The organism is Segniliparus rotundus DSM 44985, from assembly GCF_000092825.1.
Taxonomy (GTDB): Bacteria; Actinomycetota; Actinomycetes; order Mycobacteriales; family Mycobacteriaceae; genus Segniliparus; species Segniliparus rotundus.
In genome coordinates, this window is record NC_014168.1 from 2,941,654 (window position 1) to 2,954,459 (window position 12,806).

The window sequence follows — 12,806 nt, forward strand, 5'->3', positions numbered from 1 at the left end:
TGCTTTTCTGATCGCGCGCTTCTTCGACGACAGCGCTGTCCCGACATGCCGCCCTCCTCAACAGGGCAGTACGCGCGCTTCTTCGACCGTACTCCCGCACACCTCGCCGCTGGCGCAGGACACGGGGACGTTAGCAAACTGTCATTGTGGCGCTCAGCCCGATTGGGCGGCCCGCCACGCGATGAGGCCGCCTTTCAGATCGAACACATCCTTGAAACCGGCGTCCACGAGCAGCTTCGCCGCGTGCGCGGACCTCGGCCCGAGCCCGCAGTACACAACAACCATGCGGTCATCGGGGATCTCGCCGGATTGGGCCGCCGACGCGATCCGCGCGAGCGGGATGTGTTTGGCCCCCGCGATGTGCCCGCCCGCCCATTCCGCGTCCTCGCGGACGTCGACCAGGGCGGGGGGGCTTTCGCTGGAAAGCAGCTCGGCCAACTCGCGAGGCCGCACCGACCGGGGCTCGGCGAGCCGCGAGGACCGCGCAGCAGCGCTGAACGTTTCCCCGGGGCCCCGGTCGGGGCCTTGCCCAGGGAAAACTTCAGGCCGCTCCCCCAAACCCTCTCCATCAGCCCTGAACTTTTCCCCGGGGCCCCGGTCGGGGCCTTGCCCAGGGAAAACTTCAGGCCGCTCCCCCAAACCCTCTCCATCAGCCCTGAACTTTTCCCCGGGGCCCCGGTCAGGGTCGCGCCGCACAGCGACCGTCCGAGTGCGACCGGTGAGCGCGTCATACAGAACAAGGGTGCCGAGCAGCGGCTCGCCGATCCCCGTGATGAGCTTGACAGCCTCGGCGGCCATGAGCGAACCCACCACGCCGCACACCACGCCCAGCACGCCGCCTTCGGCGCAGTTCGGCACCGAGCCTTCGGCGGGCGGCTCAGGGTAAAGGTCTCGGTAATCGATCCCCCGGCCGCCTGGAGCCGCCTCCCAGAACACCGACACTTGGCCTGAGAAGCGGTGCAGAGAGCCCCACACATACGGCTTGCCCGTCTGCGCGGCCGAGTCGTTCACCAGGTAACGAGTGGCGAAATTGTCCGAACCGTCCACCACAAGATCGTATTGGCGGAACAACGAAGCCGCGTTCGCCGAAGTCAGCCGTTCCCGAATCGGGCAGACCCGCGTCTGCGGCGCCAACGCCGCAATCCGGTCCTCGGCGCTCTGGGTCTTCGCCCGCCCAACGTCCGCGCTCCCGTGCAGAATCTGGCGCCCGAGATTGGAAAGCTCCACCTCGTCGAAATCCACCACCCCCAGCGTGCCGACACCGGCGGCTGCCAGGTACAGCAACACCGGCGATCCGAGTCCTCCAGCACCAACGACCAGCACTTTCGCATTCTTCAACCGCAACTGGCCGTCCTCGCCAAGCTCGGGAAGGATCGTCTGCCGCGAAAAACGCTCCTGCTCGGCGGCGGTCAGCTCGGCGGCGGGCGGCACCAATGGCGGCAACGGCATCCCACCAGAATAATCGTCCAGCGGCCCTGCGCTCCCTGTCGCTACGGGTACGGCCAAGCGTTGGGCTTGCAAACCTTCCCGTCCGGGGGCACAACCCCCGCGGGGTCCAGGTCAGCGATGTCGTTGTTCGCCACCCCGAAGGACTGCTGCATCATGATCGGGGCGAGCGCGCCGTCGATGTAGCAAGGCTGGTGGTTCGGGTGGCCGATGGCGTGGCCGACCTCATGGTTCACCATGTACTTGCGGTACTCGATCCGGTCGCCGCTGAAAGCCACCGCGCCCCGGACCCAGCGCGCGTAATTGAGCACCACACGGCGGTCCTGCGGCTTGTAGCAGGAAGTTTCCAGCTGAATGTCGTAGCCGCACTCCTGGCGGGTGGTCTCCGGGGACGTGAGGGAAATCCGGAAAAAACCAACGGCGCCCTCGCCGCTGTGCTGCTTGTCGTCCTCATCGGCGGCCGACTCCGCGGAGCGGATGTCATCAGCCGACGAGACCCGCTGGAACGAGTACGTGTCGCCCTCGCTGCCGGGGATCTGGTCGGTCCCCCCGATCCAACTGTGCGGATCGCGCAGGGTGCTGTCCACGCCCGACGAGAACGCGTCCGTGCCCATGAGCGGGGAAAGGTCGATGCCGTCCTCCACTTCGACTGTGTAGCGGAAGAACTTCTTCGAGCCAGCGGGCCCGTAGCGGTCGCTCGGCCCGTTCAGAACGGACCAGGTTCCTTGGCCAGCCTGCGTGAACGAAATGCCTTCCGGCAAAGCTCCGCTCTTCTTCGTCCGATCCGAGAGCGTGTTCCCAATCGGGATGCCGATGCCTTTGCCCCGCTCTCCCAAGGCGTGGGAGTCGCGCTGACGAGTGGACGAAGCAGCCTCTGCCTTCTGCGCGCCATGGTGGCGCCACCCGTCCACCGCGAGCAAGGACGTAATCACAACGAGCACCGGAACCATGTACACCCGCCAGCCGTACAGCCGCATCACGCGGCCGAACCACCCCTGCTTGCGTCGCTGTTGGCGGTTCCTGCGGGAGCCCCGGTCCCCTCGCGTCTCCAAGCCCACCGGATCAATGCGCGCCCTCAGCGGGGCCTTGACCAGAGGCTTCTGCTGCGGCGGGAACTGCTGATGATCGTAAGGGACAGGCTCGCTCCCCCAGCCCCCCACAGGGGAGGGCCGGTACTCCGGGGAACCGGTCCAGGTCATGCGCTCCAGCATCTCATACTTTGTTCCCTCACCAGTACTATAGTGACCGCGTGGTCCAGGTTGACGCGGTTCGCGCGAGCCGCGTCACGCCCACTGCGAACAGGAGGCCCGCTTGCCCGGTCGTGACGCCGAAACCCCAGCAGACCGTCCGTTCGACGCGACCACAAGCCCTGAGGGCGGCGAGCCTGGGCGCGAACTCGACATTCTAGCCGAGCAACCTGAGCCTTTTGAGGTTGTCGACGCCGAAGCGGTGGACGAGGCTCCCGTGCGCCCCGACGCCGCTGACAGGCCCGGAGCCTCCCCTCGGGCGCGCGACAACGCGACGGTCCCCGACGGCTACACCCCTGACGGCACACCCACGTTGTCCTACGTGCGACAACGCATCGCCGCAAGCCTTGCCGGACAGGAGGTCTTCGACCAGTCAGCGCCAGCGGCCAACGAAGAAGCCCGCCAAGCGGCACTGCACCACGCCGCAGCCGAAAAGCTCAAAAGCCTCCGCGAAAGCCTCGGACAGCCGAACACAGCCGACGAGGGATGACGAAACTGGCGAAATTCACCGGCTATAAAGTTCAAACAAAGGCCCGCCCTGCGGATTCAGGAAAGATGCCTTGATCTCTTGGACTGAAGAATTCAGCAAATGCGAAAGTTGCACGAATCGCATCACGTCAAGGATCCCGGCCTCGCCTCTTGCAAGAATATTTTGATGGGGGCCAATGAGTTCCAGCGCTTCCCCGCGCCGACTCAGACTATAGCCGGGAGAAATATCCTGTTCATTTTTTGGGAAACTCAGCCTGGGCAACTCCGCCTTGTTCCGAACATCTTTGCCGAACTCGCCCCAAAAATACCGGGCCACAGTATCGGTTGCCGCAGCTAGAAATTCCACATGGCGTTCCCCGTCGCGACTCGTCTTCGCCACCTCGAACCAACCATGGGGTGCGGTCTTGATTCCATATCGAGTTTCACCTTCCGGCACCGACCAGAACACCGCTTCGCCAGATCCATCCGAAGGGGTGAAATCCCAAGAGGTGCGGCGTGCCCATTCGATTAAATCCGGATCGAAGACAATAGTTCCCATCACAAGATCTCCAATTCCTCAAGTTTTCCGACCGACACAGGTACGCCATGCTCGTCACGCCCCCATCGACCATCAGGATCTCAAATCAGTTCCTGATTGCGCCCATTTTCGATAGCTCTCCGAGAATGGTCGATCGCGAACCCATGCTCATCCAAGGGATCTCCATAATCTTGCCCATGGGCCCGAAACTTGTGCGGGCCGCTAGCGTCGAGCCCTCACTCCCAGCCATTGCCATTCCGTTCATGGCCGCGAACTTGGATCCTCATGGTAGTCGAGGCTTGCGTCATGGCTGTTCATCCCATGGTTGCCCACATCCTGAACATCATGTTGTTGATCATGTTCCAGACTGTAGTGGACATCAGGCGACTCCTTGATGGCACTCCCACATTGTTCTATATGCGACAACCCATAGTACCACTGCGCCGCATCTAAAAACCCAAAGCCTCCGCGAAAGCCTCGGGGGCAGACACATCCGACGAGGAATGAGGGCATCAGCGAAGCGAGAACAGGGGCTTCCCGTCTGGCGAGAGAAAAGAGGCTTGCAGAGCTTCTAGCGGAACTGAAAGATACCTGGATACCTTCACGAGTTTCCCTATGTCTGTTATATCGTCGCCAGTCTTGGCGATCGGATTCTGCTGCGGATCCAAGAGAATGCGCTCCTCGGGAGAATCCCCCTCAATCAACTTATAACCTGGAGCAATATCTTCCAACTTAAACGGAAGCTTCAAGTCGCCGAGATCTCTCACTCCGCGAATATCGATAGCGAAAAAACCCCATAAGTATCTCTCAAGAACCTGCATAGAAGCCGACGAAATCAGGAATTGTCGTTCGTGCTCGGCACGATCTGCTCGAGAAAGAAAAACCCAACCGTCTTCCCGTGCTTTAATGTAGAGCCTGATCTCACCGCCCGTATTCCAGAAGATAGCTTCGCCAGAATCGTTGCATGGCGTCAAAGACCAGTTTCCAAGTTTTGCCCACTCTGTCAGCTCTGCCGATATCTCTAAAACTGCCATCGCTACCTCTAACCTTATCTCAGAACTTCTGATTCTAGCAGATCCTCAATACTGGCTTCTCCGCCGTCGCTTTTTCTGACCAGCATTTGCACCCCTCCACCATTCCGGCCAAAGGCAGGAGCTATCCGAGCAATCTCCACTGTCCACTTTGGAGGGAGGTCGCCAGTCAGCTCGTACTTATGATAGGACTCATTGAGAGAAGCAACTGGAAGGCTGCGTTTTTCAAAAGAGTCGGGCGCTCCGTCATGCATAACCCCGAGATACTTTCCTGTAGTTGGCCCAATTCGATCAACATCTGAACCATAATCACGAATCACAGCGCGCATACTGTCGTACTGAACCCTTGACCCAGGGGCGGCACCCGCGTTTTCAGGATACGCTTGCCAGTGTTGTCCTTGAGGGCCAAGTTTATTGAAACGCTCATCGTATTCTGACTTTGTGTACGGAGTCCCATCTGGGTGATGCCCATAAGGCTCATGCTTGTCCGCCACTAATTTGGCTGTCTCCGGATTATGGCGAGGATGCGAATCGGATTCCCAGTGGTGTTTCAGCGGAACCCCATGCGGAGTCTCTTCCGGATGAGGAGCATCATCCGGAAGACGGTGCCAGCCATCACCGCTTTGCTCATGGCTATGCACAGGATCCTCGCGGTGGCCAAGGTGCGCTTCATGACGCTCGCCAGTCTGATGTGAACCAGCCGCGTGCTTGTGGTCGTCATGATGCCCAGCGCCCGGCGTTTGCCCAGACGGAACGTGCTTGTCGTCGTGATGCTGATGCCCTGCCGTGGCGTGCTTGTCATCGTGATAGGCGCCAGCGGGCTTGGCCTCGACATGCTTCTGCTCCGCGTGCTTTTGGTCATGGTGGGCACCTGCGGCGCTCGGTCCGCTCGGGGTTTTCGCCTCGGTGTGCGCAGGCTTGCCGCTGTGCTCAGAGGCAGCCGAAGAGCCTGGGGGCTTGGCCTCGGTGTGCGCGGATTTGGCCGGATCGTGTCCGGTCGAGCCAGACGGGGAGAGATGCGGAGCGCGGCCGCCGCCTGCGCCGCTGCCGCTCGGATCGCGGGAGGCTCCTGTTCCTGGGCCAGCGGAGCCTGGGCCAGCCGGGCCTGAGCCAGTGGAACCCGGGCCGGGGTGGTGCTGTGCGCCGTGCGGGCCTTGGCCGCCGGACGTCGTCGCGGTCGTCCCATGAGACCCCGCGCCTTGGCCGCCGGGCGTGCTGCCGTGATCGCGGACTGGCTGCGGTCCTGAAGCTGCGCCGCTTTGGCGCTCTGCCACAGGCGCGGCGCCCATCGAGTGCGTCCCAGCAGAAGCCGCCCCTGCGCCACCGAGATGCGTTCCGGCTGACAATCCGGCGCCCGAATGGTGCTGAGGGCCCGTGCTGGCATGGCTCGCCGCGCCAGCGCCGCCCTGTGCGGACGTGCTTGCACCAACGCGATGGCCCGCGCCAGCGGCGCGATCGGACTTGCCTTGGCTCGCCATTGCGGCGAATTGGCGGGGGTCTGCGGGTTTGCCGTCGACATGGGGCAAGGGCTTCGCGGCCCCGGCGGAACCTTTGTACCCGCCGCCTGGGCCATGCTGCCAGGCGGAATCGCCTGGCTGAGGCTTCGATCCGCCCTGATGCCAGGGCGCGGGGGAGCCGCCGCCTTGGGGAGCCTGCGGGGAGGCGCGGCCGCCGCCCTGCTCGTGAGAGCCGCCCGCGCCTTGCTCATGTCCGCCGCGGGGCGATGTGAGGCCGGGCTTTTTGCCTTTGATCTGGTTGACCGCCCCTGCGATCTCGCCGACGCTGTTCGCGGTCTGACCCATTTTGTCGTCCACACCGTCTGCGAACTCAGAAGCCTTGTTGATCGGCTCGGAGATCGCCTCGACGCCTTTGCTCAAAGCGGTGAGCGCTGGCACGTCGACGCCCATCGCGCCCAGGATGTCATGGATCTGGTCGATGCCGTCCTTCACGTCCGCCAAGACCTGCTTGGCGTTGTTGAGCGCGCTCTTCACCTGCTGGAACAGGGCGTACGCCTCTTGGATGAAGGCCGCGATGCGGATGGCGGACTCGATGACGAACTCAGCGGTGGTGGCCACGTCCACAAAGGGGATCCAGCTGGTCGCGAGCGCCATCATGGCGCGCTCCATGATCTTCGCGAACAGTTCGGCGATCCACTGCTTGATTTTGTCGCGGACCTTCACCATCAGATCCGTGGCCTTCTCGATCAGCCAGCCCACGCCTTGGCATGCTTTGGACACCGCGCGGATCAGCTCCTGCAAGGCCGCATGCCGGGCCAAGAACTCGACCGAAGCTGCTGTGTCGTCCCCGCTGCTCGCCCAGTTCGCGGCGACGCCGGCCGCGACCGACAGCATGTCGCCGTGCTGACCCAGGAGCTCGCCCGGGATCTGCGACTTCCAGAGGTCGGCCTGGGCGCGCGCGGCCCCCTCGTTCACCGTCACCACGTCCAAGCAATGCTTCACCGGGGGGATGTGTGCCTCGATCAGATTGAGAACAAGGCCGGAAAGGATCTGGAAGGGGTCGATCGTCCCCATGTCCATCGCGTCGACGCCGACCTCGGCCTCCGGGTCGGTGGATTTGGCCTTGTCGCCTTTCGCGTCAATGTCGTTCGCCGACTGCTGCGCTTTCGCTTTGATGCCGCCATGGCCGTGGCCCATGAACTGCTCCTCACCAACCGTCCCGTCCGAGAACTGGACGGCGTTTCCGCCGGACCGGGCCGACGCTTTCCCTAAGTATGACGCGCCCAACGCGCGCGCGGTTCCATCGAGTTTGGATTGCTGTGCTCGGCCAGCGTGTCTGCGGAACCCAGCGTGTCTGCGGAACATTGGATCACGGGGGCGTTACTCTGTCGAGACGAGCCCGTAAGCGGGTTCGCCACGAGACGAACGACACCTGAGGAGGCGATATGCGCGCGTTACGGGTGGTCGGCCTCGAACCAGGCGGGGAGAATGTGCTGCTCGAAGACCCGCACGACGGGGAGCAGTTCTCGGTGCCGGTGGACGCGACGTTGCGCGCGGCGGCGAACGGGGACCGCCCGAAGCTCGGGCAGCTGCACATGGAGGCAGAAGGCGCGTTGTCGCCGCGGGAGATCCAGGCCCGCATCCGCGCCGGAGCCACTGTCGAGCACGTCGCGGCGAACTCGGACGTCTCCGTGGAGCGCGTCCGCCGTTTCGCGGGCCCTGTGCTGTTGGAGCGCTCCCGCGTCGCCGGGCTCGCCGCATCGGCGTACCCGGCCCGGTCGGAACAATCCCACACGCTCGGACAGCTGGTCTCGGCCCGGCTGACCAGTCTGGGCCACGACCCGGAGGCCGCTGTGTGGGACGCGTGGCGGCGGGACGGGGCGTGGCTGGTGCAGCTGCGGTGGAAAGTCGGCCGTTCGCACAACACCGCGCATTGGCAGTTCTTCCCAGGACCGCACGGCGGGACCGTGACCGCGCTCGACGAGCACGCGGCCGCGATCATCGAGCCGGAAAAAGCACGCGCGCTGCGCGCTGTGGCTCCGCAGAAGCCAACACCGCCGAAGAACGAGGAGCCCCGCGCCCCACACGAGCAAGCGGCAACGCCGGAGCCCGAGGCCCCGAAGCTTGAGCATCCCCCCACGGACAACCATCCGGCGGGGAAAAAAGGCCGCAAACCCGCGCTGCCGTCCTGGGACGAAGTGCTCTTGGGCGTCCGTTCCGGTTCCTGACGCCCTTCTGAGCGCCCCCTCCTGAAGCAGTCAGGGCCGCGGCAATCAGCACCGGCGCGCGAGTTCCAGAACGCAGCAGACCGCCAGCCGAGAACCGCTCACATCGCGTCGAGCGCAGCCAGGACGATCACCAGCGCCCAACCGACGAACGCGCCCGCCCAGCTGCCCCACACCAACCAGCGCAGCACCGGAACGCGCCGCCACACCTGCATCGCGGGCATCACCCCCGCGGTCACGCCGATGTTCACGACGAGGGCGAGGGCGATCCCGATGGGGAAAGCGAGTTGCAACGCGAGAAGCCCCCGGGTCACCGCGACGACCACAACGGCGGTGACCGCCGCGGAGTAGATCGCGAGGGCGAAACCGACCGGGACCACGTCAGGTTCGATCAGCTCCCCCTCGAAGCCGTCCGGAGCAGCGTGATCGTGCGAGGCGGACGGCTCGTGCGGCGTTTGCTCTGCAACCATACTGGACCTCATCATAGGGCCAGGAGCTGTTGGATGGGGCCCGCTGCGAAGTTCACCAAAAACGCCACTGCGACCACCATGAGCAAGGGATGCACTTCCCGCAGCTTCCCCGCACCGGCGCGGGTCAACACCCAGGCAATGCACCCGACCCCGATCCCGTCCGCGATGGAGTACGTGAACGGCATCGTCACAATCGTCAAAAACGCGGGCAGCGCCACTTCGAACTTCGTGAAGTCGATCTCCCGCACGTTCCCGATCATCATCGCGCCGACGACGACCAGCGCAGGGGTGGCCGCCTCGACGGGCACCACCTTGTACAGCGGGGTGAGGAACATGGCCAACAAGAACAGGGACCCGGTGACGATGTTGGCCAGGCCCGTGCGCGCGCCTTCGCCGATGCCGGTCGCGGACTCCACGAACACGGTGTTCGACGAGGAGGAACCGAGACCTCCCGCGACCGCGCCGAACCCCTCCGCGGTGAGCGCGCGGCCAAGGTTCGGCAACGTGCCGTCCGGGCGCATGAGCCCCGCCTGTTTGCCCAGCCCGGCCATCGTGCCCATCGCGTCGAAGAAATTCGCGAGCAGCAAGGTGAACACCAGAAGCACCGCCGCGAGGACGCTCATATGGTGGAACACGCCCAGGACGCTGCATTGGCCCAATAGGGACAGGTCCGGCACGGAGAACGCGGCCTTCGGCGGAGCCGGAACGGTCAAACCCCAGCCTTTGGGCCCCGGTCCGAGCTTCGCCACCGCCTGCGCGAGCAACGAGACAAGGGTCATCACGGCGATGGCGATGGCGATGGCTCCGCGCACCTTGCGCGTCACGAGCACTGCCATCAACCCCAATCCGACAGCGAAGATCAAGGTCGGCAGGCTGGCGATGGACCCGCCGATGCCCAGGCCCACCGGGACGGAGGTCTGCGCCGAGTCGGGGACCCGACGGACAAAACCCGCGTCCACGAGGCCGATGAGCGTGATGAAACAGCCGATTCCCGCCGTGATCGCGGCGCGCAGCTCTGGCGGTATCGCATGGAACACCGCCGTGCGCAGACCAGTCGCCCCGAGCAGCACAATGAGCAGGCCTTCGATGACCACGAGGCCCATGGCTTCCGGCCAACTGACCTTCACGACCACGCTCGTCGCGAGGAGCGCGTTGATGCCCAGCCCTGTCGCGAACGCGAACGGGTAATTCGCAACAAGCCCAAAGAGCACGCACATCACGCCCGCGACGAATGCTGTCACCGCCGCGACCTGGTCGATGTGGAGGGAGTGCCCCAGAACGTCCGGCTTGCCCCCGAGGATGAGCGGGTTGAGGACGACGATGTAGCTCATCGCGACGAAGGTGACCGCGCCGCCGCGCAGCTCGGTCGCGAGAGTGGAACCTCGCGCGGTGATCCCGAAGAAACGGTCGAGTGCTGCGGGCGTGCTCATGCGCTGACCTTAACCGCAGAGTAGGGTCGTCGCATGGCAAAGGAGGAAATCGAGCGCGCGTGTCCGGCGGCCCTCCCGGCGGCTCTGCGCGATCCGACCCCGTTCGTCGGCGCGCTGAGCGTTGCGTGGCTCGTCGGGCTGGCCGTTTCGCTCGCCACGGGGCATTGGGCGGGCTGGGGCCAGACCTGTCTCGCCGGACTGGTCGTTGGCGCGCTCGGTTTCGCGCTGTTCCTCAGCCAACGCCGCGCGGCGCGGCGCGGCGACCGCACCGCGCAACGCGGGCTGCGATGAGCGCCTAAACAAAACGGGCCACGGAGCAACCGCCCGCGACGAGGCAGTACACAGCGAACGGCACGAGCGTGTGGGTGTGGAAATACCGGGTCAAGAACCTGACGGAAAGGTACGCGGCAAGAGCGGCGGCCACGGAGCCCGCGAGCGCTTGCGCCAAGATCGGCCGCCCCTGGGGGCCTGCGAGCTCGGGCAGCTTGAGCACACCTGCGGCGAGGATCACCGGGGTCGCGAGCAGGAACGCGAATTTGGCCGCGTCCTCGTGGCTGAGCCCGCGGAGAAGACCGCCCACCATGGTGACCCCGGAGCGGCTGATCCCCGCCAACAGCGCGAAAGACTGGGCGAAGCCGACGCCTGCGGCTCCCGCCGCGCCGACCTGGTCGATCTGGCGGCTCGGGGCCGCGGCCCGCCTGCGCAGCACTTCGCCCCCGGCCAAAACCAGGCCGTTGATCGTGAGGAAAACCCCGGCTGCCAGTGGTTTCGCGAACAACACCCGCAACGGGTGCTCGAAAGCCAAGCCCAGGACGCCGACCGGGACGCACGCGATGACCAAAAGCCAGGCCAGGCGCTGCTCGGCGGTCTCCACCGTGCGTGTGCGCGCCGAGACCGCCAGCGCCTGGACAACGGCGAGGTAGTCGCGCCAATAGAACACCAACAACGCCAACGCGGTCGCCACATGCAAAGCCACCACGAACGCCAAGTACGGCGCGCCTTTGCCGGAGCCGCCCTCAGTGACCAGGGCGTTCCATGAGCCGCCGAGCCAGGCGGGCACCAGGACCGAGTGCCCGAGGCTGGAGATCGGGAACAGCTCGGTCACCCCCTGCAAGATTCCGATCGCCACGGCTTGGCCATAGGTCAACGCAGACATGGAGCCTCCTCAGGCGGGCAGAACCTCCACAAGACAACACCGCCGGCCAACGCCACGAGTGTGCCGATCGCCCAACCGGCGAGCACATCCGTCAGCCAATGCACCCCCAGGTACAGCCGCGAAACCCCGATGAACAGCGAGAACAACGCCCCCAAGACGATGGCTGGCCACACCCGGATTTGTTGGACACGTCGCACTGCGAGCACCAAGATCGCTGTGGCCAGCGCGGCAGAGAGCAGCGCGTGCCCGGAGGGGAAGGAATACCCCGGCCCGTCGACAAGCCACTCGCCGCGCGGTGGGCGATCACGTTTGACCAGCAGCTTGGCCGAGAACAACACGACGCAGCCGACGGTCGTGGTCATCGCGAGATACATGGCATGCCGCAGCTCGCGCGCGCGCCACACCAAGCCAGCGGCGAACAGCATGGTCAACGCGACCACGGTCGTGGTGCTGCCGAACAGGCTGATCGTTTTTTCGACCACGTCGAGCCAGCTCACACGGTGTGCCACGAACCAGTCATGCGCCCAAAGGTCGACAGCTGGCGCGCTCACCTGGCGGCCCTCATTCGATCTCGACGCCCTCGACCAGTTCGGCCACCCCTTCGGCCAGGTGGGGCTTGGGCGGGATGGCGGCTTCCGGCTCCACGACGACGTCGCTGTGCGCGCCGCAGCCGTAATTCGCGTCCACCACACGGCCATCCGCCGAGTATTCGTTCGCGCACACGCCGAACGAGACCGACAGGGAGCCTTGCAGCGGCACATAGAAACCGCAGTGCGAGCAGCGCTTCGGCGCGACCACGGCCATCGGGGCCGAAGGGCCGAAGAGGCCGTCGTGCCAGCGCTGGGCGGCCTGCGCCCTGCCCAAGATGCTGAGCGTCCTCGACCGGCCAGTGTCGATCGGGCTCATCAGCTCGTCCAAGTCCTCGTCCCCGGAACTCGCGTGGGCGGGCACCAACCGCGAGTCGTCCTGGGGGGTGGGCAGCAGGTCGCCGACCCCGAGGTCTCCTGCTCGCACACGACGCTCCCACGGGACCCACTCCGGCGCGGTGAGCGCGTCCGGACCAGGCAGGAGCGCGAATTCGCTGATCGTGATCTCGTCTTGCCCCTCGCAGCCAGCGACCACCACCGACCAGCGCCAACCGCGGTAACCCGGCAGAAGAGACTCGAAGAGATGGGTGACCGAGGTCGACCCCTCCCGCAAGCTGCCCAAATAGGCGCCCACCGCTGGCTCCTCGGAGCCGAACTGCGCTTTGAGCGCGTCGGCCGCCGCGTCCGCCGCCTGTTCCAGACGCGCCAAGAGCTCCTCGTCGGCCGGAGCGTCCACCATAGTCACAAGCAT

General features: G+C 65.1%; 13 protein-coding genes. 3 read left to right on the forward strand and 10 right to left on the reverse strand.

Translation table 11 applies throughout. From position 1 onward, the window contains the following. Nucleotides 1-153: 153 nt before the first annotated feature. Both moeB and SROT_RS14255 read right to left on the reverse strand, forming a co-directional pair. Nucleotides 154-1,449 carry a molybdopterin-synthase adenylyltransferase MoeB gene (gene moeB / locus SROT_RS14250; RefSeq protein WP_013139720.1) on the reverse strand — a complete coding sequence of 432 codons (1,296 nt, stop codon included), beginning with the start codon at nucleotides 1,447-1,449 and terminating at the stop codon, nucleotides 154-156. Nucleotides 1,450-1,490: 41 nt separating this feature from the next. Further along, the gene (locus SROT_RS14255) at nucleotides 1,491-2,657 is read right to left on the reverse strand and encodes a DUF3152 domain-containing protein (protein WP_013139721.1); all 1,167 of its coding nucleotides are present in this window, start codon (nucleotides 2,655-2,657) and stop codon (nucleotides 1,491-1,493) included. Between the two features lie 100 nt (nucleotides 2,658-2,757). Here SROT_RS14255 and SROT_RS14260 point away from each other — a divergent pair, with 100 nt between their 5' ends. After that, nucleotides 2,758-3,183, forward strand: coding sequence for a hypothetical protein (locus SROT_RS14260; protein ID WP_013139722.1), 426 nt, complete (start codon nucleotides 2,758-2,760; stop codon nucleotides 3,181-3,183). 15 nt (nucleotides 3,184-3,198) lie between these two features. On the opposite strand, the gene SROT_RS16220 is transcribed toward SROT_RS14260, so the two are convergent. The 3 genes from SROT_RS16220 to SROT_RS15835 form a co-directional block, all read right to left on the reverse strand. Next, nucleotides 3,199-3,720 (reverse strand): TNT antitoxin family protein, encoded by a 522-nt coding sequence (locus SROT_RS16220; RefSeq protein WP_013139723.1) that lies wholly within the window; start codon nucleotides 3,718-3,720, stop codon nucleotides 3,199-3,201. Nucleotides 3,721-4,211: 491 nt separating this feature from the next. Continuing rightward, nucleotides 4,212-4,733: a TNT antitoxin family protein gene (locus SROT_RS16225; protein WP_013139724.1), complete on the reverse strand. Its 522-nt coding sequence runs from the start codon at nucleotides 4,731-4,733 to the stop codon at nucleotides 4,212-4,214. A gap of 14 nt (nucleotides 4,734-4,747) precedes the next feature. Beyond that, nucleotides 4,748-7,384 carry a glycohydrolase toxin TNT-related protein gene (locus SROT_RS15835; RefSeq protein WP_013139725.1) on the reverse strand — a complete coding sequence of 879 codons (2,637 nt, stop codon included), beginning with the start codon at nucleotides 7,382-7,384 and terminating at the stop codon, nucleotides 4,748-4,750. A 248-nt stretch (nucleotides 7,385-7,632) separates the two neighbouring features. On the opposite strand from SROT_RS15835, the gene sepH reads away from it, so the two are divergent. After that, a complete protein-coding gene (sepH, locus tag SROT_RS14275; RefSeq protein ID WP_013139726.1) occupies nucleotides 7,633-8,415 on the forward strand; it encodes a septation protein SepH in 783 nt (260 codons plus the stop codon). A 98-nt stretch (nucleotides 8,416-8,513) separates the two neighbouring features. On the opposite strand, the gene SROT_RS14280 is transcribed toward sepH, so the two are convergent. Both SROT_RS14280 and SROT_RS14285 read right to left on the reverse strand, forming a co-directional pair. Then, a complete protein-coding gene (locus tag SROT_RS14280) occupies nucleotides 8,514-8,882 on the reverse strand; it encodes a DUF2537 domain-containing protein (RefSeq protein WP_013139727.1) in 369 nt (122 codons plus the stop codon). Nucleotides 8,883-8,893: 11 nt separating this feature from the next. Continuing rightward, a complete protein-coding gene (locus SROT_RS14285; RefSeq protein WP_013139728.1) occupies nucleotides 8,894-10,312 on the reverse strand; it encodes an NCS2 family permease in 1,419 nt (472 codons plus the stop codon). 33 nt (nucleotides 10,313-10,345) lie between these two features. Here SROT_RS14285 and SROT_RS14290 point away from each other — a divergent pair, with 33 nt between their 5' ends. Then, nucleotides 10,346-10,603, forward strand: a complete 258-nt coding sequence (locus SROT_RS14290; RefSeq protein ID WP_013139729.1) for a DUF2530 domain-containing protein — start codon at nucleotides 10,346-10,348, stop codon at nucleotides 10,601-10,603. Between the two features lie 4 nt (nucleotides 10,604-10,607). On the opposite strand, the gene SROT_RS14295 is transcribed toward SROT_RS14290, so the two are convergent. From SROT_RS14295 to SROT_RS17210, 3 genes are read right to left on the reverse strand one after another with little or no spacing between them, the layout of a single operon-like run. Continuing rightward, complete coding sequence (locus SROT_RS14295; RefSeq protein WP_013139730.1) at nucleotides 10,608-11,468, reverse strand: undecaprenyl-diphosphate phosphatase; 861 nt, start codon at nucleotides 11,466-11,468, stop codon at nucleotides 10,608-10,610. Continuing rightward, nucleotides 11,456-12,019, reverse strand: coding sequence for a phosphatase PAP2 family protein (locus tag SROT_RS14300; protein WP_013139731.1), 564 nt, complete (start codon nucleotides 12,017-12,019; stop codon nucleotides 11,456-11,458). Before SROT_RS14300 ends, SROT_RS14295 begins: the two co-directional genes overlap by 13 nt. A 10-nt stretch (nucleotides 12,020-12,029) precedes the next feature. Beyond that, a complete protein-coding gene (locus SROT_RS17210; RefSeq protein WP_013139732.1) occupies nucleotides 12,030-12,806 on the reverse strand; it encodes a DUF3027 domain-containing protein in 777 nt (258 codons plus the stop codon).